This is a genomic window from Ruegeria sp. HKCCD7303, assembly GCF_013111185.1.
Classification (GTDB): domain Bacteria; phylum Pseudomonadota; class Alphaproteobacteria; order Rhodobacterales; family Rhodobacteraceae; genus Ruegeria.
The window spans coordinates 180304-201753 of record NZ_WVRE01000001.1 but is presented as its reverse complement, the minus strand read 5'-3'; the positions used below and the strand labels follow the sequence as shown (position 1 = coordinate 201753).

Genomic DNA, 21450 nt, shown 5'->3' with positions numbered 1-21450 from the left:
CAATGGACAATCTGATTTCCGGCTTTGCAATTCTTGCCCAGTGGCAAGTCATGGTGGCGCTGATTATCGGCTCTGTCGGGGGCGTTATCATTGGCGCCTTGCCCGGCGTGGGCGCCGCCGTGGCCATCGCGATCCTTCTGCCTGCTACATTTGCTTTCGAACCCATCGTAGGTCTAACCCTTCTGCTGGGCATCTACGGGTCGTCCATGTATGGCGGCGCAATCCCGGCCATTCTGATCAACACCCCAGGCACGGCCGTGAACGCCCTGACCACCTATGACGGCTATCCCATGACCAAACGCGGCGAAGGCCATCGGGCCTTGTCGCTGGCCTATTCAGCGTCGTTCTTTGGTGGCATTTTCTCGATCCTTTGCCTGATCGTCCTTTCGCCCGTTCTGGCCCGGGTTGCCCCGCATTTCGGCAGTCGCGAGATTTTTCTGGCCGCTTTCATGGGTATTTTACTCGTGATCCTGGCCCATCGCGGGCAGACTTTTTCCGCCGCCATGCTGGCGTTTTTCGGAATTTTTCTGAACACGGTGGGGCTTGAGCCTGTCAAATACACGCGACGTTTCACCTTTGACCAAACCTGGTTATCGTCGGGCGTCGATCTGATCGTTGTTGTATTGGGCCTGTTTGCCATCAGCCAGGCGCTGCTTTTGCTGGTCGACAAGGAACACGCCCCCGGCGAAGCACATGTTCGCGGCAATATATTTACCGGCCTGAAAGAGCTTCTGGGCCTGAAGCGCATCGCCACCGTGTCGTCATCACTGGGCGTTCTCATGGGTATGGTGCCGGGCACCGGCGAATTCACGTCCCAGTTCCTGTCTTACACCTACGCTCAGAAGACTTCGAAAAATCCCGATGCGTTTGGCAAAGGATCACCCGAAGGCCTGGTGGCATCTGAGGCCGCCAACAACGCCGTTCCGGGGGCTGCAATGATCCCGCTTTTGGCTCTGGGTATTCCAGGTGAGGCACTGACGGCGATGATGCTATCGGTTTTCTACGTTCACAACGTGATCCCAGGCCCACAACTGTTTGCAGAACAGATGGATTTTGTCATGGCGCTGTATATGGCGTTGATCCTTCTGAACGTGGTCGTTCTGATCTTTTTACTGTTTTCAACCAATCTGCTGCTGAAAATTATCCAGATCCCTACCCGATTTCTGGGCATTATGATCCTGACCCTTTCATTTGTGGGCGTGTACAGCCTGCGAAACTCGATCACGGACTGCGCGATTGCTGCCGGGTTCGGTGTTTTCGGCCTGATCCTGAAACGCCTGAACCTGCCGATCGTGCCCATCATTTTGGGTATGGTTCTGGGTGGGATCATGGAGGTCAAACTGCGCAGCGCCATGGCTCGGGTGAAATCACCGCTTGATTTCATCGACCGGCCCATAGCGGCAATCCTGTTTGTGATGATCCTGGGGATCATTCTTTTGCACATCCGCTCTCTGATCCAGGAACACAAAGACCGCGTCAAACCGCAACCGGTTCTCGACGAAGACACTACTCAGCAAGGATAACGCCTCATGGATCAGTTCTCGATTGACGCGCTGCGCACTCAGGAAATCACTCCGCGCGGACATTTCATAAACGGCCGCTTTCAGCAAAGCGAAACCAGCGCCCAGCATCAAGTTCATTCACCGATCAACGGTCAGCCACTGGCACTGATCGCCGAAGGCAGTGCCGCAGATGTCGACGCCGCCGTACGTGCGGCGCGGGTATCGTTTGAAGATGGGCGTTGGTCACGAATGGCCCCTGCGGGCCGTAAGAAAGTGCTGCTGAAGCTTGCTGATCTAATCGAATCCCAAGCGCTGGAGATTGCTGTTCTGGGTGTTCGCGACAACGGGACCGAGATCAACATGGCCTATAAGGCCGAGGCGCTCTCGGCTGCGGCAACGTTCCGGTATTATGCCGAAGCCATCGACAAACTGTACGGCCAGATCGCCCCCACGGGCGACGACGTTCTGGGTCTGATACATCACGCACCCGTCGGCGTTGTCGGCGCGATTGTGCCGTGGAATTTCCCTTTGATGATCGGTAGCTGGAAAATTGCCCCGGCGTTGGCGGCAGGCAACTCCGTGGTCTTGAAACCCGCAGAAAGCGCTTCGCTCAGCCTGTTGAAAATCGCCGAACTGGCAGCTGAGGCCGGGGTGCCAGACGGCGTGTTCAACGTGGTGACGGGGCGCGGGCCAATTGTGGGCGAAGCGTTGGCGCTGTCGATGGATATCGACATAATTGTCTTCACCGGGTCCGGCGCGACAGGAAGGCGGCTTTTGGAATATTCCGCACGCTCCAACCTAAAGCGTTGTTATTTGGAACTGGGGGGCAAATCGCCGAACATCGTCTTTGCCGATGCCCCGGACCTTGCCGAAGCGGCCAAGGTTTCAGCCGCTGGTATATTCCGCAATTCGGGCCAGGTCTGCGTCGCCGGATCGCGCCTGTTGGTCCAACAGGAAATTTACGAGGACTTCGTCTCCGAAATCACCCACCACGCCTCAGCCTTTCGCGTTGGCGATCCGTTGGACCTGAACAGCCAGATCGGCGCGGTTCACAGCCTGTCCGAGTTGCAGGCCAATCTGGATTTCGTGACCAAAGCCGAAGCGGAAGGCGCTGAGCGCCGCACAGGTGGCGCCCGTATTCTGACCGAGACTGGTGGTTATTACATGGCGCCGACCGTCATGGCCGGGGTGAAAGAAACTGACACGCTGTTCCAAAACGAAGTCTTTGGCCCTGTTCTGGCCGTCACGCCCTTCAAGCACGAAGAAGACGCGATCCGTCTGGCAAACGCGACCGTTTACGGGTTGGCTGGTGGGGTCTGGACCTCGAACTTGGGCCGCGCACATCGCATGGTCGCAGGCATTCGTGCCGGGGTTGTCCATGTGAACACCTATGGTAGCGCAGACCTGACTGTTCCCCTTGGTGGCGTGCGCCAATCCGGCAACGGACACGACAAGTCGCTGCACGCGATCGAAAAATACTTCGACCTGAAAACCGCCTGGATCAAACTCTGATCGCTGAGGGGTAAGGGAGGCACAAATGACAAATAAGACTATCCTGTTGATCGGCACCTATGACACCAAAGAACCCGAAATGCGGTTCATCGAAGAGGCAATTCAAACGCAGGGTGCCGATGTGTTGACGATGGATGTGTCCGTTCTGGGAGACCCCTCTGCGCCAGTTGACATCTCAAAACATGACGTGGCCGCGGCTGGTGGCATGACAATTGATGAGGTCATCGCCCAGGGAGACGAAAACAAAGCCTTCCGCATCATGTCTGCCGGGGCCGCTAAAGTGGTTGCGCGGGCCTATGCCGACGGACGGTTTGACGGGATGCTGGCCACCGGTGGCACAATGGGCACCGACCTTGCGCTGGATTGTGCGCAGGCGCTGCCGATGGGTGTGCCGAAATACATCGTCTCAACCGTCAGCTTCTCACCGCTTATCCCACCACATCGGCTGGCACCCGATATTCAGATGATCCTTTGGGCGGGCGGCCTCTACGGCATGAATTCAATCTGTCAATCTTCGCTCAGTCAGGCGGCTGGAGCCGTGGTCGGCGCGGCAAAGGCTGCGATCGTACCGGACCGCAGCAAGCCGCTGGTTGGCATGACCAGCCTGGGATCATCCTGTCTTCGGTACATGAAGACCCTCAAACCAGCACTGGAAGAGCGCGGTTTTGAAGTGGCCGTGTTCCATTCCACAGGAATGGGCGGCATGGCCTTTGAAAAACTGGCCAGCGAAGGCGCGTTCGCCTGTGTGATGGATTTCTGCATGCAGGAATTCGGAAACCTGATGGCGGGTTCTGTCGTGTCCAGCGGTGAGGACCGGGTTACCAATGCCGGGCGCATGGGTATCCCGCAGATGGTCGCCCCCGGCGCGTTGGACTTGCTGGATTTTGCGGGCTGGCAGGACATCCCCGAACACTATGCCGATCGCCCTTTTCATGAACACAACCGGTTGATCAAAAGCTCGGTCTTCAACGGGGCCGAACGGCGTGCCTGGATTCGGGAACTTGCCAATCGATTGGGCGCGGCCAAGGGGCCTGTGCATTTCTTTTTGCCGCTGCAAGGCATCGAGGCCTGGGACAAGAAAGGCGAAGAGGCGCATGACCCACAGGCCCTGGCGGAAATGATCGACGAAGCTCGCCAAGTGATGCCGGATCAGGTGCCAATGACTGAACTGGAAGCCCATATCAACGATACGGCGTTCTGCGACGCCGTTTTGGCGCTTTTCGATGAGTGGGTCGAACGTGGCATCGTGACATCCTCGCCTTAGCCTTCACGACCAACGCAAGTGCCTAGACCACTGGTTTGATGCAGTTTCGCTGGCGATCAGGCCCTTAAAGCACACGCCCACTTTGCATGAAATTCATTCACAAAAATCGGCTAATAATGGAATTGAGCTAAAACTTGACCCTTTCTAAGATGCGCGGGAAAACACCTTATCTAGGACGCGCTTATGCGGCGAACACGATCAAGAAGGGCCCCCGGTTCCGAAACTCCAAAGCTGACAACGCCGCCCGTCGGAGGGCGGTTCATGCCACTGGACAACAGCAAACTGGCCCATATCACCGATACGGCGTTTGATATTCTGGAACGGATTGGTGTGTCCGGTGCGCCGGAGGACATTCGCGTATTGGCGTTGGAGCATGGCGCAACGGAACGGGACGACGGGCGCATCACCTTTTCGCGCTCTTTGGTTGAAGACATAATCGCGGGGGCGTGTAAACGCGTAGAACTGCCCGGATTCATTCGGGATCGCGGGATCGAGATTGGAGGCGGCCGCGTCCATATCGGTACCGGCGGTGCAGCGGTGCAGGTGCTGGACGCCGCTACAAATTCGTTTCGCGACAGCACGTTACAAGACTTGTACAGCCTGATGCGCATCGTTGATGCCTGCAACAACATCCATTATTCCCTGCGTCCCGTTGTGGCGCGGGATCTGGAAGACCCGCTGACGCTGGATATCAACACGGCATTTACCGCGATGAAGGCGACTTCGAAACCTATTGGCACAAGTTTTTTCGAGCCCGCCAACGTGCCCTCCGTGGTTGAAATGTTCGACGCGGCTTTGGGCGGCGACGGAGCCTTCAAGGCGCAACCCTTCTGCTTTGCGTCCGTCTGCCACGTGGTGCCACCGCTGACGCTGGCCGAGGAAGCCTGCGGGGTGATGCGTGAATGCGTGCGACTTGGAATGCCGCTACAAATCTGTTCCGCAGCGCAAGCTGGGGCCACAAGCCCGGCCGCGCTGGCTGGCGCCTTGGCGCAGGGTTTGGCGGAATCCTTGGCCGGTCTGGTGCTAGTCAACATGATGCAACCGGGCTTTCCCTGCATTCTGGCCTTCCTGCCCTTTATCTCTGATCTGCGCACCGGCGCCATGACCGGCGGTTCGGGCGAGGCTGCGGTCGCCAACGCTGCTGCGGCGCAGTTGCTATTGAACCTTGGCCTGCCTTCGACCGTGTCAGCAGGTATGACAGATGCCAAGACAGCCGATGCACAATCGGGCTATGAAAAGGGATACACTATCGCGCTCGCGGCACAGAGCGGAGCCGATATGATCAACCTGTCTGTTGGTATGCTGGGCTCGATCATGGCCGCCAGCAATGAAGCACTGGTCATAGACAACGACATGTGCGGGGCCATCCTGCGATCGGTGCGCGGCGTGGAAATGTTCGAAGGCTCGATTGATCTGGACATGATCGAACAGGTCGTGACCGGCGAGGGGCACTTCCTCGGCACTGCTCAGACCCTGGATCTGATGACCAAGGAATACGTCTATCCGTCTTTGGGCGACCGCCAGAGCGTCAATGACTGGCTTGAAAGTGGTGCGCAAACTGTCTGGGACAAGGCCATAGCCCGCGTTGCCGAGATCGAAGCACAGCCCGCACCGTCCCATCTGCCCGCCGACATCGAGGCCGCCCTGCGCGCCCGCATGCCTATCCACTTGAAAGACTAAGCACATGAAAAGCCAAGCCAAAGTTGTGATCATCGGGGGCGGCGCGGTTGGTGTCTCGACCCTTTATCATCTTGCCAAAGCCGGGGTGACCGACACACTGCTGATCGAAAAGAACGAATTGACCAGCGGGTCGACCTGGCACGCAGCGGGCAACATCCCCACCTATGCCAACAGCTGGGGCGGGATGCGCGCGGGCAATTATGCTTGGCGGCTGTATAAGGATCTGGCGGAAGAGGTCGATTATCCGATCACCTACCGCCACACCGGCGCGTTCTGGCCCGCCCACACGCCCGAACGCATGGACCTGTTCCGCCATCTTGTCGGGATTTCCAAGGGTCTGTGCTATGACATGGCGATGCTCACCCCGTCCGAAATGGATGACATGCACCCTTATTTCAGTTCAGGCGACAGCATCATCGGCGGCATCCTTGACCCCTATGAGGGCGATGTGGACCCTTCGCAACTGACCCAGGCCCTGGCCAAAGGCGCTCGGGATAAGGGCGCGGCGATTGCGCGGTTCACCACAGTCACCGGCATCTCACGCCGCGCTTCGGGCGAGTGGGAGGTTCAGACGGACAAGGGCAATGTTGTCTGTGACATCGTGATCAACGCCGGGGGCTATTACGGTCGCCAGGTGGGTGAGATGGTCGGCCAGAAACTGCCCGTCGTAACGCTGGAACACCAATATTTGGTCACCGAAAGCCTGCCGGAACTGGAAGCGAACCCGGAAAACTTCCCCCTCGTCCGCGACCCGGACATCATGTATTACCTTCGGCGCGAGCGGAACGGGTTGCTGCTGGGCTCTTACGGACACGAAGGGCGGCCCGCGTGGCTGGACGGGATGCCCGATTGCTTTGCCAACCAGCTTTATCCCGACAGCGTCGACGACATCGCCGAAATCCTCGAAGCCGCGCTGGAACATGTGCCGTTATTGGGCGAGGCCGGGGTCAGCCGCTTCGTGAACGGCCCGATACCTTACAGCCCCGATGGCGCGCCGCTCTGTGGTCCGGCCTTTGGTCTGCCGAATTTCTACCACGCTTGCTGTTTCCCGGTGGGTATCACCCACTCAGCAGCAGCGGCGAAAACCCTGACCGAGTGGATTACCGAGGGCGAAACCGAATGGGACATGTCCTTCTGGGATCCCCGCCGCTTTGGCAAGGAATGGGCGACCTTCGATTACACCGTCAAACGCTCGAGCGAGTTGTACGAACATCAATACGCGATCCCCTACCCACATCGTATGTGGAAATCGGGTCGTCCGGTGCAGACCACGCCGCTTTACGATACGCTCAAAGACAAAGGCGCTGTGTTTGGGCAGATTGCCGGATGGGAACGCGCTTTCTGGTTCCAGACAGATCAAATCAAGAATGACGGGCAGCTGGGTTTCCATCACGAGGTCTGGCACGATGCGGTCAAAGCTGAATGCGAAGGCGTGCGGGACCGGGTTGGTGTGATGGATCATGGCGGCTTCACTCGGTATGAAGTCGAAGGACCAAAAGCCACCGAGTTCCTGAACTACGTCTTCTGTGGTGCAATGCCTGGCGTGGGCCGGGTCAAGCTGTCCTATATGCTGACGCCCAAAGGCAAGATTTGGTCCGAAGCCACCATCGCGCGGCTGGATGAAAACAAATACCTGCTCTGCGGCCCGACTCTGGCCGATCAGCGCGATCACGACTGGATGTCGAAATTCCTGCCGGGCGTGGGCGTGACCCTGACCCGAGGTTCGGATTTTGACGCTGCCCTAATGGTCATGGGGCCAAAATCCCGCGACGTCCTGCAACCCCTGACCCAGGATGATCTATCAAAAGAAAACGCGCCTTGGATGTCAGTTCGCGAAATCACTGTTGCGGGTGCTTCGGTCATTGCCCTGCGCGTGTCTTATGTCGGAGAGCTGGGTTGGGAGCTGCACATGCGCAACGCCGATCTGGTCCGCGTCTACACCGCCATAATGGATCAGGGCACTGAACACGGTATTGTCGAGTTCGGCTCTTACGGGCTGAACGCCATGCGGCTTGAGAAAGGCTATCACGGCTGGCGCGCGGATTTCGGTATCGAATACACCGCCTTTGATGCAGGGCTGGATCGTTTTGTCAGTAAAAAGAAAAACAGCTTTGTTGGACGCGACGCGTTTCTGGCGCAGGCTGAGCAGCCGAAGGATTACCATTTCACCGCTTTCGTACTCGACGGCCACGGCGCCGACGCGCTGTCTTCCGACCCCATCTGCCGCGACGGCAAGCCCGTAGGCTATGTCAGCTCGGGCGGCACCGGGTTCCGCATCGGCAAGCGGGTCGCTCTGGGCTATTTGACCGAGGCGGCGCAGCCCAGTGATTTATACCAGATCGAAGTGCTTGGCGTTCCGGTCAATGCGACTGTGGCGACCGTGCCGTTCTACGATCCTGAAAACGACCGGTTGCGGGGATAAAACCCATGGCGAAATCTCTTCCGACGGACGTTCAGGTCGCCATCATTGGCGGCGGCATTGTCGGCTGCGCGACCGCTTATCACCTTGCCAAGGCAGGCTGGTCCGCCGCCTTGTTCGAGCGTAAGAAACTGACCAGCGGAACGACATGGCACGCCGCAGGTCTGGTCAGCGAAACGCAGGGGGTTCCGGTCACGTCGGCGCTGGCGAAGTATGGCCTCGACCTGATGGAAAGCCTTGAGGATGAGACCGGGCAGAAAACCGGTTTCAAGCGCAACGGCTCGATGACCGTGGCGCTGACCGAGGCGCGTATGGAGGAGTTGCGGCGCAAGGTCGACTATGCCCATGGATGCGGGTTGCGCGCAGAAGAGATCAGCCTGACCGAGGCGCAGGATCGCTGGCCTCTGCTGTCCGTCGACGGTGCAAAGGGCGCGTTCTGGTTTCCCGGCGACGGCTATACCAATCCCATCGACACGACGATGGCTCTGGCCAAGGGCGCGCGGGCCCACGGCGCGCAGGTTTTTGAAGATACCAAGGTCACCCGCGTTGTGATCGAAGGCGGTCGCGTTGTCGGCGTTGAAACCGCCGAAGGTCTGGTCAGCGCCGAGCATGTGGTCAACGCCACCGGCATGTGGGCGCGCGAGTTTGGCCTGACTCATGGGGTGCAGATTCCGCTGCATTACACCAACCATTACTACGTTGTGACCGACCCGATTGAGGGTGTGACCGGTGACTTGCCTGTCCTGCGGGTGATGGACGAATACGCCTATTACAAGGAAGAGGCGGGCAAGCTTCTGATCGGTTGTTCCGAGCCAAACGCAACACCGTGGCTGCCCAAGGACGGTTTGCCCGAGACGTTCGAATTCGACGAACTGCCCTGCGATGAGGAACACCTTTTTCCCATCCTTGAAGCCGCGATGGAGCGGGTTCCAGCCTTGGCTGAGTCCGGTATCCGCAAGTTTTTCAACGGGCCGGAGTGCTTTACCCCCGACGCCAAACACTATCTGGGCCCGGTTCCGGATGCGGCGGGCTATTGGGTCGCCGCGGGTTTCAACTCAACCGGAATCCAGAACGGCCCCGGCGCGGGCATGGCGCTGGCCGAATGGATCATGGCCGGTCACATGACCATGGACCTGACCGATGTGGACAGCCGCCGCATCGTGCCGGGCCTGAACGCGCGCAGCTATACCGCGACCAAGGCGGCCGAAACGCTCGGCCATGCTTATGAGATGCATTGGCCCTACTTGCGCAAAACACAGGCGCGCGGTCTACGCCGGACGCCTTACTACACCCACCTGCGCGACGCGGGCGCACAATTCGGCAGCGCCAATGGCTGGGAACGTCCGCTCTACTATGGGCGCGAGATGACGGATGGCTTCGGATGCGAGCCGTGGTTCGACGATTGGCAGGCCGAACATCAGGCTCTGCGCACTAATCTGGGCTGCATCGACCTGACCTTTGGGCGGTTCATCGTCGACGGGCAGGATGCCGAGGCACAGATGCAGCGGCTCTGCGGGGCTAATATGGCCGTGACACCAGGCGCGCTGGTCTACACCCATATGTTCAACCCGCAAGGCGGGATCGAGGCAGACGTAACCGTCGCACGCCTGAATGCAAACCGCTACATGGTCATGGCCTCGGCCGGGGCTGAGCCTCAGACGGACTACTGGCTGAAAAAGCAGCTGGCAGGTACGGATGTATCCGTGGTCAACGTGACCTCGTCCGAGGCAACACTGGCCCTGATGGGACCGCGCGCGCGGGACTTTTTAGCCAAGCTGACCGATGCCGATTTGTCGAACGACACGTTCCCCTTTGGAACATGGCAGGCATTGAATGTCGGTCATGCTCCGATCCGGGCACAGCGGATCACCTATGTAGGTGAGCTGGGATGGGAGCTGCATGTCCCTGCCGAGTTCGCCCAGCAGGTGTTCGAAACAATCATGGCTGCGCCCGATGCACCGCGCTTATGTGGCGGCATGTCAGTTGACTCATGCCGCATCGAAAAGGGCTTTCGCCACTGGGGCCACGACATCGGACCACATGACAGCCCGGTCGAAAGCGGCCTGACCTTTGCCTGTGACTTCGCCACCGAGTTCACCGGCAAAGCCGCCATCGAAGCCCGCAAATCTGCGGGGTCTGCAAGCCGGTTGCTGTCTTTCCGGTTGGAAATCCCAGAGGCGCTGGTCTTTGGCAAAGAGCCGATCCTGTGCGACGGCCAGATTGTCGGGCGTTTGACCTCGGCCAGCTATGGGTGGACCGTAGGCGGTGCGATTGGCATGGGCTATGTCACACGTCCCGACGGGATGGCCATGAAAGAGCTTGCCAAACGCAGCTATCAAATCATGGTTGCAGGAAAAACCATCGCCACAACGGCGAGCCTGCGCGCACTTTATGATCCCGGAAACGAAAAGATGCGCGGTTAAGGAACCGCGCATCTCCAATATCTAACGCTGTAAACCTGTGGTGTCAGCCGTCCTGACCCATCTCTTTTACGGCAGCCAGAAGGCGCGCGATCTCTTTTTCGGTGTTATAATGGCAGAACGAGATGCGGATACAATCCGGCAAACCCAGCGGATTCAGTACGTTGCCGGAATAATGATCGGCCTTGCGCACATGGGTTCTGATACCCTGCGCGTTCAGAGTGGCGACCACATCCTCGGATGAATGGCCATCAACAACGATCGACACCAGACCTTCGCGCGCGGGGTTGTCCGCTCCGGCCAGAATTGTGACGTGATCCATATCGCGCAGACCTGGCAGGTTGCCAGTGCCATTGATGGCAGTGTTGGTCAGATGCGTTTCGTAGGCATGGATGGCTCGACCCGCAGCTTCGATCCGTTGGCGGGGTTCGGTTTCATCCGAAACCTCTCCACCCAGCCAGTCGAAATACGACACGACATCAGAAACAGTAGCATAAGAGCCGGTGTCTCGTGTGCCGAACTCCCAACCGGTTGCAGGAGCGTCGATCAACATGTCGTGCGGAACAGCACTTAGCTTGTCGGAAATCCACGCAATGCCATATCCGTGGCGTGAGAAAACTTTGTACGGTGAAATCGCATAGCCATCGACATTGTAGGCATCCAGATCCAGCTGCCCATGAGCTGCGTGCTGAATGCCATCCACGATGATCAGGCAATCCGGCGCAACTGCGCGAATCGCGCTCGAGATTGCGGCAACATCCATACCCATACCGGTCACGGGCGACGCATGCAGGATCGTTGCAACCGCCACGTCCGGAGTCATGAGTGCAGCATAGTCCTCGGGCGTGACCAAACCGGTATCGTCGTCATGTGCAACATTGACATAGTCCAGCCCGGCGATCCCGGCCCACCGGCGCGCAGCACTGCGAGTGGCGGGGTGTTCGATGGACGACCCGATCACCTTTGCCCCCTTTGGAGCGGTCAAACAGGCGGTTCGGATCAAGCGGAACAAAAGTTCTGTCCCGCTTTCCCCTGCAAAGAACTGACCCGATGACGCGTTCATGAAGACGGTCAGGTCTTGCTTGGCCTTGTTGATCACGTTCTGGGTACCCTGCCCCGCCGGGTTGATGCGACCTGGGTTGTCGGGGATTGCGGCATAAAAGGCTGAGGTTTCAGCCACGGATTTCAATGTCAGCGCACCACCAGCGTTTTCGAAGAAAATGCGCTCGCCCTGAAACGGGCAGCTGTCGACATGAGCAAAACGGTCACGGATTGCGTCGATAAGGGCGGGATTGTCTTGGATCATAGTTTAGTCCTGTGAGTTGTCAGAGCGCGCGGCTCACGATCGTGCGGCAAAGCTCGGCCACCGCGACATGGCTTTGGCGGGGAAACCCATCGACGCTGTCGTCGACGATCCCGTGGGTTGAATTGATCAGGCCGTTGGAGACCATGGTGTCCAGCAGAAGGGTTTCTCGGTTTGGTGTGTGCAGAAGTTTGGCGTTGCCCGCACGCGCTGCCATGGCAGCAGCAATCGCGGTACAGCCCCAATTGGAACAGGCAGCCGTCACCAATACATCACAGCCTGTCACAGCGCCGATCCCACCACCGCAACCACATTGGCATGTGTCTCCGTAGGGGACATGTGCCTTCACATGGTCGGCGACCTTACCCATGCCGATTTCGTTGCCACCATCGCCAACCGCCACTACTGGGATGCCGCGCTCAAGTGCCAGATCGAACAGGAAATCGACACGCGCGCGACCCATGCCATAGTCGATACCGCGCATTGAGTGATAGACGCCAAATTCATTGCGCCCGACACGCTCGGTCGAGAACAACAGATCAGGGTTCAGCTTGGCCAGAAGGGTCTCGGCCTGCGCCTTCCCGTCCGCATCATCGGTGGCGTAGGGAAGCATAACAATCGTGGCAAGGCTTTTGTCTGCCTTCGCAATCGCCGCCTGTTCCACCGTGACGGGAAAAAGCCCGGCAGCCTGACAGGTGTTCTGGATCGCAGGCAGCAGAGTTTCCTCGCACAGCATGACGCAGGTCACATTGCGGGCCAGTACCAGCGCGCGCGCAATCGCTGCCGCACCCGAGGGGCCATCGTTTTCACCCAGATCAGGCGTGATCCAGGCCCGCGAGACCGATCCGGTAGTCAACACAACTGTTCCACCCTCTGGCACTGCCATCAGCGCATCCGCAGCCGCCCCAACCAGCGACCGGCCTTCCAGCGCACGGGCTGCCTCGAACAGGTGCTCAACGCCGCGTTCGCCCATATCGATGTTCACAAGCTGTTCCAGTCGATTATCCAGCCGGGTGATCAAAGCCGTATCGGCCATTCACGTGTCTCCAAACAGTGTTGCCGCAAACCATTTCTTGTCGTGCAAATGCCGCGCAGTCTGGCGCATTGCCGACATCAAACAGTCAGCCACCGCCATTGCACCCCCAGCCCTCGCCACAGCACCCGATGTCGGTTTGAGCCGGATCGAGACACGCCCGCCGGGTTGCCCATGGGTGTTGACCGTGACAATCCCTTTGCTCTGCAGCATTAACATACCAATGGCCGCGGTCACCTCGGCTGGCACCAATTCTGACCTGTCGGCCCCGGCCATGCCCAGAACAATCTCCATCGCTTCCTGTTCATCGATCTTTGGACCAAGAGCCGACCGAGTGATGCGCCCTTGCCCCAGCACGCTGTCCAGCGCGTCGGCCAGGTCCTGACCATCCCGCGCCTCTTGCAGCAACAGATCGGGGGTAAATCCTTGCAGACTACGCATTGCACCCACGGCGACGGGGGCACGAGCCTCCATCCCAAGCTCACTCGCTTTCGCTTGCACAGGAACCAACGCCGCAGCCTCACCACACAGGACACCAGCGCGCGGGCCAGACAGGCCAGCCTTGTCTGCATTGGTGATAATCAAATCAGCCCCAAAGGACAGCGACGCTCCACCGCCGTACAGCACCGGGCGGAACCGCGCACCATAGGCGTCATCCAGGAACGTGACACAGCCCGCCTTGTTCCCAGCCGTAGCGGCGTCGCGGATCAGATCATCGCCAAGCATCGACAGTTCCGAGGTGACAGGCGTGATCACGAATAGCGCCGGGTTGTCTTCTGCCAGAGCCTTTTGCACTGCGTCCAGATCATGAACCTCTCGCACCGGCACGCCAGCCAGCCGTGCCCCGCGCAGAACCGAGGCATGGCTGCGGTCGCCTGCGGCCACCAAAGAAAGCACCGGGTTGCCGCCTGAATGCGCCAACACAGTCGCCACGATCCCCGCGCTAGTGCGATTGACCACTGCCGCCGCCTCATGCCCCTGTCCACCCAGATGCGCGATAGCAGCCTTGCGCAGCTCTTCCCCGAACAGGCCAGGACCAATCCATTCCTCACACAGCAGGCTCAGATCGTCCGGTGTGGCGGGAAAAAACCGCAGGTTACCGGTACAGATAGCGATCTTGTCGATGCCTTCGCGGGCCACGAAATCTCTGGCCACGCGACCGGCCTGCGCCAACCTGCGCACCTCATCCCCCGAGCCCCGCAGCAGCGCCCCCCGAGCATATCCCACGCCCGGGTCAATTGCATTGCCGAACCGGTCCGTGCTCACGCGCCGCCCTCGATATTGATTGTGACGCATTTGCGGTATGTATATGCCTCTAGCGCTCCCTCAATCGAGTATTCGCTGCCCATACCCGACTGCTTGGTGCCCCCGTAAGACATCCCAGGGATTTGCCCGCCGCCCTGATTTACCTGAATCCAGCCTGCATCGATAGCGCGCGTCAGGCGCGTTATGCGGCTGACGTCATGGGTGAACAGGAAGGCTGCAAGACCATAGTGAGTGTCATTGGCCATAGCGATCACCTCCTCTTCGGTCTCGAAGGGGATCGCGACCATCACCGGGCCGAACACCTCTTCACGGGAGATGCGCCAATTGTTATCAACGCCGGTGACGATGGTGGGGTTCGGGCAGAAACCCGCCGGGTCTTCCGCTGGCGTTTCGCCGATCAGGAAGGTGGCCCCTTCTGCCTCAGCTTCGGCCACATAGGCGCGGATTTCACCATAGCGTTCCGCGTTAACCACCGCGCCCATATCCACGTCTGGATCCAGCGCATCACCCACTTTCAAAGCTGCCGATTTCTCGGCGACCTTCGGCATCAACTCATCCCAGATATCCTTGTGCACAAACAGGCGCGATCCGGCGGTACAACTTTGGCCCTGCCGCATGAACCGCATCGCGTTTGCCACCTGCTGCGCGGTGCTGTCCAGACGGCCATCGGCGATGGCGTCAGGGAAGACGATGGTCGGGGATTTCCCGCCCAGTTCCAGAGTAAGTTTTGCAATGCGATCAGCCGTGGCATGGCCAATTAACTTGCCCACATCGCTTGAACCGGTAAAGGACACCTTGTCGATACCCGGATGCGAAGCAAGCGCTGCACCAGCTTCCTCTCCCAACCCAGTGACCACATTAAAAACACCCGGTGGAAACAAGCCATCCGCAAGTTCAGCCAGTTTCAGGATTGCCAGGGGCGCATCTTCGGCAGGTTTCAACACCAGGCAGTTGCCGGTGGCAAGCGCCATCGAAATCTTCACCGCACCAAGCTGCAATGGAGAATTCCAGGGGATGATCGAGCCCACAACCCCATGTGGCTCGCGCGTCGAATAGCTCAGCAGTCCCGGGCCGAGCGGCAGGGTTTCGCCCTTTTGCTCAACCGCCACACCACCATAATACTTCAGAACGCCCGCCGCGCCCAATGCCTCTCCGCGTGACTGGGTTTTGATCGCATTCCCGCTTTCAGCAGCCAGCACGCGGGCGACTTCTTCGACATTTTCTTCCAGGCGACGGCCGAGTTCGGTCAACAGTTTGCCACGCTCGCTTGCCGCCAAAACGCGCCACGCTGGGAGCGCGGCACGGGCGGCTTCGACGGCCAAGTCGACCTCGGTTGACGTGCCGCGACCAACCTCGCAGATGGGTGCGCGACGCGAGGGATTTTCGACCACTAGTCGCCCTTCGGGCCAGTGCCATGCCCCGTTGATATAGCTTCCGGCCAAACCCGCTTCGGGCAGTTTCGGTTCCAGGTGTGTCGTCATCCCTGTTCTCCTTGGCAGGCTAGAGGTATTTCAGAATAAGTCGCGCCGCCTGGAGGGAGTTCAGCGGCGCAGCGACCGGGTGAGAGCTTGGATCTGACCCTAAAGCAAATCAGATCTTGGTGCGGACCACGGCCCACGCGTCGTCCAACGCGCCCTTGAACCGTTCAGTCGCAACATCAATCTCATCCTCATTGATGATCAGCGGCGGCATAAAGCTCATCCGGTCGCCAATCGCCCGCAAGTACAGACCCCGATCATGGGCAAAGTTCTGCACAAGTTCGCCCACTTTCCAAGAGGGATCGAAAGGTTCGCGGGTTTTGGCATCCTTCATCAGTTCGAAACCGCAGAACAGGCCAACACCCCGCACCTCGGCCACAAGCGGGTGATCCGCCATAGCGTGGCATTTTTCCAGGAACCGGGTCGAGACCCTGCGGACATGGCCGACCAGATCCATCTCGTCGTATATATCCAACGCCTCAAGCCCGACGGCAGCACCTACCGGGTGTCCGGCATATGTGTAGCCGTGACCGAACGTGCCAACCTCATCCGAGTTCTTCATCATGTCGGCGTAAATCTCATCCTTGAACATCAGCGCCGAGATCGGGAAAAACGCCGCCGACAGCGCTTTGGCACACGAGATCATGTCAGGCTCTAACCCCCAGGTCTGCGAGCCCCACATATTGCCGGTGCGACCAAAGCCGCAAACGACCTCGTCGGCCAGGAACTTGATGTCGTATTTACGTAGAACCGCCTGCATTTCTCGCCAATAGCCTTCGGGCGGCATCAGTGCACCACCGCCTGAGATGGCCGGTTCGGCAAAGAATGCCGCCACGGTTTCAGGGCCTTCCGCTAAAATCAGCTCTTGAAACTTGGCCGCCATTCTGGCCGAGAACTCTTCTTCGCTCTCACCGTCGATGTGGAAGCGGTAGTAGTTTGGCAATTCGGTGTGCTTGAATTCGGACAGCGGCAGGCCAAATTTGGCATGCATATGCGGTTGGCCCGACAAGGACACGGTGGCTATCGTGTTGCCATGGTAACCGCGTACGCGGCCAATGATCTTACGGCGATTGGGCTCGCCTTTGGCGGTGTTGGCGTACCACAGCAGCTTGATCGCAGTATCGTTCGCCTCGGACCCGGAACACTGGAACATTACCCGGTCCATGTCGACCGGAGCCATACCAATCAGGCGCTCACCCAATTCCGCAACACGTGGGTGCGAACGGTTGTAGAAGGTCGGTGCAAAAGGCAGAACATCCATCTGGCGTTTGGCCGCGTTGGATAGGCGCTCGTTATGGTAACCCAACGAGACGCAACCCAGCCCGGAAAACCCGTCGATGATCTCATGCCCTTCGCTGTCGTAGATGAAGACGCCCTTACCATGGGTGATCATGGTCGGGCCATTCTCGGCATGCTGACGCAAATTAGACTGCGGATGGACGTGATGCGCCTTGTCCTGTTCAATCGCGCGTCGGGCGTCAACGTTCATGGCGTATGCTCCAAAAGAAAACCTGCCGGGACTTCACCTTGTTATTGACTGAATTTCAATTTCGAAGTTTTTTGGTTTTTGTGAATATTTTTCAGGCTAAAAACACATGAAACCTCTCCTCGATCTGCGCCACCTGCAATTGATCCAAGCCATCAATGAAACTGGCCGGATCACTGATGCCGCCAAAAAGCTGGGCGTGACACCTTCGGCCCTGTCGCATCGTCTGCGAGAGGCCGAGCGCAGACTGGATGTGCCTCTGTTCACCCGAATGCACAAGAAACTGCGCCGGACGCCCGCTGCCGACTACATGGCAATCGTGGCCGAGCGCATCCTGACCGATCTGAGCCGCGCGGAAGAGGACGTGCGGCGCATGAATGCCAACGTACAACATGTCGTACGTCTGTCGGTTGAAGCCTACAGCAACTATCGCTGGCTGCCCTCGTTCATCAAGTTCATGAAGGCGCGCACCGACGGGATTGATATCCAAATCATGGCTGGCGCGCGCAGCGACCCGCTGAGCGGGCTACTAAACCGGCATCTGGACATCGCGATTACCTCTGGCACGGTCTCGCAAGCCGGGCTCAGCAGCATCAAACTGTTTGACGACCCTTTGCTTTACATCATGCCACCGTCACATCGTCTGGCGGATCACCCATATGTGGAAGGGTCTGATATCGTGGGTGAGCCATTTATCACCTATACCAAGATCCCAGAGCCTGACCGCGAATTCGCGCTGTTGTTCCGCCCGACGGACAGCTACCCGAAATGGGCTGCAACTGTCGAATTGCCCGAAGCGATTGTCGAGTTGGTTGCCTCGGATCTGGGTACCAGTGTGCTTTCGAACTGGGCGCTTCAGTCAGCGCTCAAAGAAGGCCGCATCGTTGGCGCTCAGGTTACTCGGGACGGTATTTCCGTGCCGTGGCACGCAGTATTAAGGTCAGAGGATATGGAAGATGGTGATCCGATTTTACAAATCGCCAAGTTGTTGTCGGAATGGTGCAGCCTGCCTGACTGTGGGTTTCACATAACCTGACCGCAATAGGTCTAAAGTGCGATGTCAGCTAATGACACAAGGGGTTTCTCGTTCTTGACATGACGGTCAATGAGTTTCCGTTGCTGTTTGCCCGTCGGGATGAACCCGGCAGGCTCTGGCAACACATCCGTTTGTTTCAGTTCTGGGAACAGCACGAAAATCTCTTCTCGCGCCTCAGCGCTAATCGCCTTGAGCGCTTCGGGCCCGGTAAACAGGCTCTCTGACGGCGCGCCTTCAGCAAAGATGATCTCGTGCCGGTCAAACAGCAGGTGGAAGTATTCGACTTCCTGGACAGTCTTGTCCACGTAAACCCCAGGAAGGCTTGTCAATTTGATAGCCGGGACAAGAACCTCTGGGACGCCAAACATGCGTTCGGCAATGGACGAGCGGACAAGCATTCGATGCTGCCGCGATATCAACAGATCCCTCTGCGGAAATCCGTTTCCCAGAGACCCGGCAAGAATTCGAACCGGGTATAGCTTTGGGTTGGCATGAAGCTCTGATTCAGCGACCCGCCGTCTGCCAATCCATCGCACAGGTTGAGGTCCATGTTGACGTGTAAGGACCAGATCCGACAGTGTAATCTGTTCGACCCGCTCTGGCCCGGTCGTCGTTGAAATCAATGTTGACCCGGTGAAACAAGGTACCAGACTGCTCTCATCGACAGGCGGCTGTCCCGAAGACCCTGGCCCTTCTGCGGATGAGATAACCTCAAGCGGCACTCCGCGCGGTGGGAAACTACCAACAAAGGCCACACCTTCGGTGGTGCCAAACGAAGGAGAGGAATTGTTAATGTTGACACCAAGAACCTGATAGGTTTGCCCGGTGCTGTTGTCACGCAGCGTGATGCTGTATTCAGCCTCGATACGCGTCCCATCGGCATAGGTCGTACCATCAAAGCTCTGAGCACCGTTTAAGCGCTGGTTCCCGTCATTGTCGTCAAAATCGGAGTCCGATCCGGCGTCTGACACGTTTAGATCCGTCAGCGGGCCATTGCCGATCGTTATAAATTGACCGACAAGGTTTGACCCATCACCCTGGGTGATACCGCTCAGGCTTTCACCTCCAGTGATCGAGACCTGGCTGGCAGCCAAAGCGTGTACGATATAGTCAGCCATGTCCCCTCAGCTCACTTGCGGAACGCTTTTTCAGGCTAAAGGATTGTCGGCTTCTTGCAAACAGGCACAACAGATAAACATTGACGGATTCGCTATTGACGGACATTTCGCCCAAAGCAGCGCTACGTGAAAAGAGTTACAATCCACGGTCTGGTATGCTGCGGGCAAGCACATTCTCCAGCGCCTCAGCGGCAGCCTCCAGATTAGTGCAGGCAATGACCCCGATCTCGGTCAGCTGATCGGTCACATCCACAGGCAGGCTTGTATTCGTGCCTTCTGGTATCTCGTTCAACCGACCGCCGATCAGAACCGGCACATCCAACCCGGCCTCTTCCAACTTTTGCAACAGTGTTTTTGAGTACCGCAACGCCACGCCATTATACGTGCTAAGTGCAATGGCATCGGCCGCGTTTTGTTTGACCAAGGCCACAATGTGATCCGGGTCGCTTGAAACGCCACCATCTATGACAACAAATCCTGCTTTGCCGAACACCAGATCCAAAAGCATCTTCCCATGCTCGTGCACATCTGTGGTTGCAGTCAGAATACGGGCAGAAGACTTGGCCAAATGGGCCACTGCCCGACCGGCTTCAGAGGACATGAAACGCGCGGCGGCTTCTTCTAGTTCGCGATATGTTGTAGCGCTTACAATGGGGGTTCTGCGACGCGGCGCATCTGGCCTTTCTTCACCTCCGCCAAAGGCTTGCTCCAAAGCGCGCCCACCGATGCGACGCAGGGCCAGCAGCATCTCAAAGGGATCGTCTGTATTGATGCCACCTTTTGACAATCCAGCAAGAACCCGATCTGCAAAACGCTGACCTTCGCGTAGCAGCATATCGCTGATCCGATCAATCTCAGTCATGTCAAACAGGGGCAGATACCCCTCTGCCAGCTCGGTCAACCTGCTCAAATGACATTGTGCGTCGCAAATCTCGGTCACGTCGGGGATGCGCTCATTCTCGCTTACTGGAACCGGGTTCAGCGCGTGCCCGCTTGGTCGCAACCGCTGCGCCACAATATCGGACAAAAGATACGAGGACAGCCCTGCATAGTTTTCGGCACGCGATCCTTTGTAAAGCACCGTTGCGCCATAGATCTGCGACCCCGGAACCCCATCGCTGATCTGCGCCAAGGCGCGTTGAAATGCCAGACGCGTCAGGGGTTCGGTAAAGTGATGGCCATAGCAAACAGCATAAGGCGCGCCGATCAGCCCGGTTACAATGTGCTTCTCAAGCAAAGCCTGACCCAAGACCGAGGTCAGGTCCTCGAATATTGCGGCGTATCCGTCATCCAGATTTGAGTGCACCAATACAGGAACAGGTTGCGCGGCAATCAGGCCAAGCGCCTTAACGGTGGCTTTTGTGGTCTCTATATCGTCTTGGTAGCCCGGCAGACGAAACGTGAAATACTGCCCCAGATTGCCGATCGTTGTGGCCCCAGCCGCAAGTGCAGCGCATGTGTTTTCCAAAGCTGCCGGAAACCCCAGCATGAAATCACCGAAATGCATCGCCGCGGGGCTGGCTTGTGTAAGACGCGCAAACGCGTCCGCATCCTTTAGGATAACACCTGTTCCACGCACGTTTTCGGTTCTTTGATGTCTCGGAAACCCCATCGACCAATCCAGACACATACCAAAGCGATCAACCCGTGCATCGCGCTGGGCGCAGGTATCATACACCCTTCGGATGGCATCAATACTGTGGGACACGTCCCGAAATCCAAGATGCGCATGCTGCATAACCTGCCCGGACCGGATCATGGACTTCTTGTATTCAATCTCGTTCTTGTACCCGGTCGCGACCTGGAAAGCACTGCTGCCGACACGCCAGTCCGACACCATTTTCTTACCACAGCTCAACAGCTCTGGGCCGCTGATCAGGTCCTGCTCTGGCAGAAGCGCCGCTCTGTCAATTCTGAGGTTTCGATCGTCCAT

General features: G+C 58.2%; 14 protein-coding genes. 7 read left to right on the top strand and 7 right to left on the bottom strand.

The window, feature by feature from the left end; all coding sequences use genetic code 11:
• Positions 1 to 2: 2 nt before the first annotated feature.
• From GS630_RS00860 to GS630_RS00835, 6 genes are all read left to right on the top strand, one after another.
• On the top strand, positions 3 to 1523 hold the full coding sequence (locus tag GS630_RS00860; RefSeq protein ID WP_171620827.1) for a tripartite tricarboxylate transporter permease: 1521 nt from the start codon (positions 3 to 5) through the stop codon (positions 1521 to 1523).
• A gap of 6 nt (positions 1524 to 1529) precedes the next feature.
• The gene (locus GS630_RS00855; RefSeq protein ID WP_171620826.1) at positions 1530 to 3014 is read left to right on the top strand and encodes an aldehyde dehydrogenase family protein; all 1485 of its coding nucleotides are present in this window, start codon (positions 1530 to 1532) and stop codon (positions 3012 to 3014) included.
• Positions 3015 to 3039: 25 nt separating this feature from the next.
• Complete coding sequence (locus GS630_RS00850) at positions 3040 to 4278, top strand: Tm-1-like ATP-binding domain-containing protein (protein WP_171620825.1); 1239 nt, start codon at positions 3040 to 3042, stop codon at positions 4276 to 4278.
• Positions 4279 to 4539: 261 nt separating this feature from the next.
• Positions 4540 to 5958 carry a trimethylamine methyltransferase family protein gene (locus GS630_RS00845; protein ID WP_171238020.1) on the top strand — a complete coding sequence of 473 codons (1419 nt, stop codon included), beginning with the start codon at positions 4540 to 4542 and terminating at the stop codon, positions 5956 to 5958.
• 4 nt (positions 5959 to 5962) lie between these two features.
• Positions 5963 to 8380, top strand: coding sequence for an FAD-dependent oxidoreductase (locus tag GS630_RS00840; RefSeq protein WP_171620824.1), 2418 nt, complete (start codon positions 5963 to 5965; stop codon positions 8378 to 8380).
• A 5-nt stretch (positions 8381 to 8385) separates the two neighbouring features.
• On the top strand, positions 8386 to 10800 hold the full coding sequence (locus tag GS630_RS00835; protein ID WP_171176591.1) for an FAD-dependent oxidoreductase: 2415 nt from the start codon (positions 8386 to 8388) through the stop codon (positions 10798 to 10800).
• A gap of 43 nt (positions 10801 to 10843) precedes the next feature.
• Here GS630_RS00835 and GS630_RS00830 read toward each other — a convergent pair whose 3' ends face one another.
• From GS630_RS00830 to GS630_RS00810, 5 genes are all read right to left on the bottom strand, one after another.
• A complete protein-coding gene (locus tag GS630_RS00830; RefSeq protein WP_171176589.1) occupies positions 10844 to 12103 on the bottom strand; it encodes an aminotransferase class V-fold PLP-dependent enzyme in 1260 nt (419 codons plus the stop codon).
• Positions 12104 to 12122: 19 nt separating this feature from the next.
• Positions 12123 to 13136, bottom strand: a complete 1014-nt coding sequence (locus tag GS630_RS00825) for a glutamate cyclase domain-containing protein (protein WP_171176587.1) — start codon at positions 13134 to 13136, stop codon at positions 12123 to 12125.
• Positions 13137 to 14399 (bottom strand): aminotransferase class I/II-fold pyridoxal phosphate-dependent enzyme, encoded by a 1263-nt coding sequence (locus tag GS630_RS00820; protein ID WP_171620823.1) that lies wholly within the window; start codon positions 14397 to 14399, stop codon positions 13137 to 13139.
• A complete protein-coding gene (locus tag GS630_RS00815; RefSeq protein ID WP_171711813.1) occupies positions 14396 to 15880 on the bottom strand; it encodes an aldehyde dehydrogenase family protein in 1485 nt (494 codons plus the stop codon). The genes GS630_RS00820 and GS630_RS00815 overlap by 4 nt, the downstream gene beginning before the upstream one ends.
• A gap of 109 nt (positions 15881 to 15989) precedes the next feature.
• Positions 15990 to 17366, bottom strand: coding sequence for an aminotransferase (locus GS630_RS00810; RefSeq protein ID WP_171176581.1), 1377 nt, complete (start codon positions 17364 to 17366; stop codon positions 15990 to 15992).
• 106 nt (positions 17367 to 17472) lie between these two features.
• Here GS630_RS00810 and GS630_RS00805 point away from each other — a divergent pair, with 106 nt between their 5' ends.
• A complete protein-coding gene (locus tag GS630_RS00805) occupies positions 17473 to 18399 on the top strand; it encodes a LysR family transcriptional regulator (protein WP_171176579.1) in 927 nt (308 codons plus the stop codon).
• A gap of 11 nt (positions 18400 to 18410) precedes the next feature.
• Here GS630_RS00805 and GS630_RS00800 read toward each other — a convergent pair whose 3' ends face one another.
• Complete coding sequence (locus GS630_RS00800; RefSeq protein WP_171176577.1) at positions 18411 to 19517, bottom strand: Hint domain-containing protein; 1107 nt, start codon at positions 19515 to 19517, stop codon at positions 18411 to 18413.
• A 136-nt stretch (positions 19518 to 19653) separates the two neighbouring features.
• Positions 19654 to 21450: a cobalamin-dependent protein gene (locus tag GS630_RS00795; protein WP_171711812.1), complete on the bottom strand. Its 1797-nt coding sequence runs from the start codon at positions 21448 to 21450 to the stop codon at positions 19654 to 19656.

Coding starts and splice junctions, on each gene's coding strand:
- GS630_RS00860 (WP_171620827.1), top strand. CDS start 3: ATGGACAATCTGATTTCCGGCTTTGCAATTCTTGCCCAGTGGCAAGTC.
- GS630_RS00855 (WP_171620826.1), top strand. CDS start 1,530: ATGGATCAGTTCTCGATTGACGCGCTGCGCACTCAGGAAATCACTCCG.
- GS630_RS00850 (WP_171620825.1), top strand. CDS start 3,040: ATGACAAATAAGACTATCCTGTTGATCGGCACCTATGACACCAAAGAA.
- GS630_RS00845 (WP_171238020.1), top strand. CDS start 4,540: ATGCCACTGGACAACAGCAAACTGGCCCATATCACCGATACGGCGTTT.
- GS630_RS00840 (WP_171620824.1), top strand. CDS start 5,963: ATGAAAAGCCAAGCCAAAGTTGTGATCATCGGGGGCGGCGCGGTTGGT.
- GS630_RS00835 (WP_171176591.1), top strand. CDS start 8,386: ATGGCGAAATCTCTTCCGACGGACGTTCAGGTCGCCATCATTGGCGGC.
- GS630_RS00830 (WP_171176589.1), bottom strand. CDS start 12,103: ATGATCCAAGACAATCCCGCCCTTATCGACGCAATCCGTGACCGTTTT.
- GS630_RS00825 (WP_171176587.1), bottom strand. CDS start 13,136: ATGGCCGATACGGCTTTGATCACCCGGCTGGATAATCGACTGGAACAG.
- GS630_RS00815 (WP_171711813.1), bottom strand. CDS start 15,880: ATGACGACACACCTGGAACCGAAACTGCCCGAAGCGGGTTTGGCCGGA.
- GS630_RS00810 (WP_171176581.1), bottom strand. CDS start 17,366: ATGAACGTTGACGCCCGACGCGCGATTGAACAGGACAAGGCGCATCAC.
- GS630_RS00805 (WP_171176579.1), top strand. CDS start 17,473: ATGAAACCTCTCCTCGATCTGCGCCACCTGCAATTGATCCAAGCCATC.
- GS630_RS00800 (WP_171176577.1), bottom strand. CDS start 19,517: ATGGCTGACTATATCGTACACGCTTTGGCTGCCAGCCAGGTCTCGATC.
- GS630_RS00795 (WP_171711812.1), bottom strand. CDS start 21,450: ATGGACGATCGAAACCTCAGAATTGACAGAGCGGCGCTTCTGCCAGAG.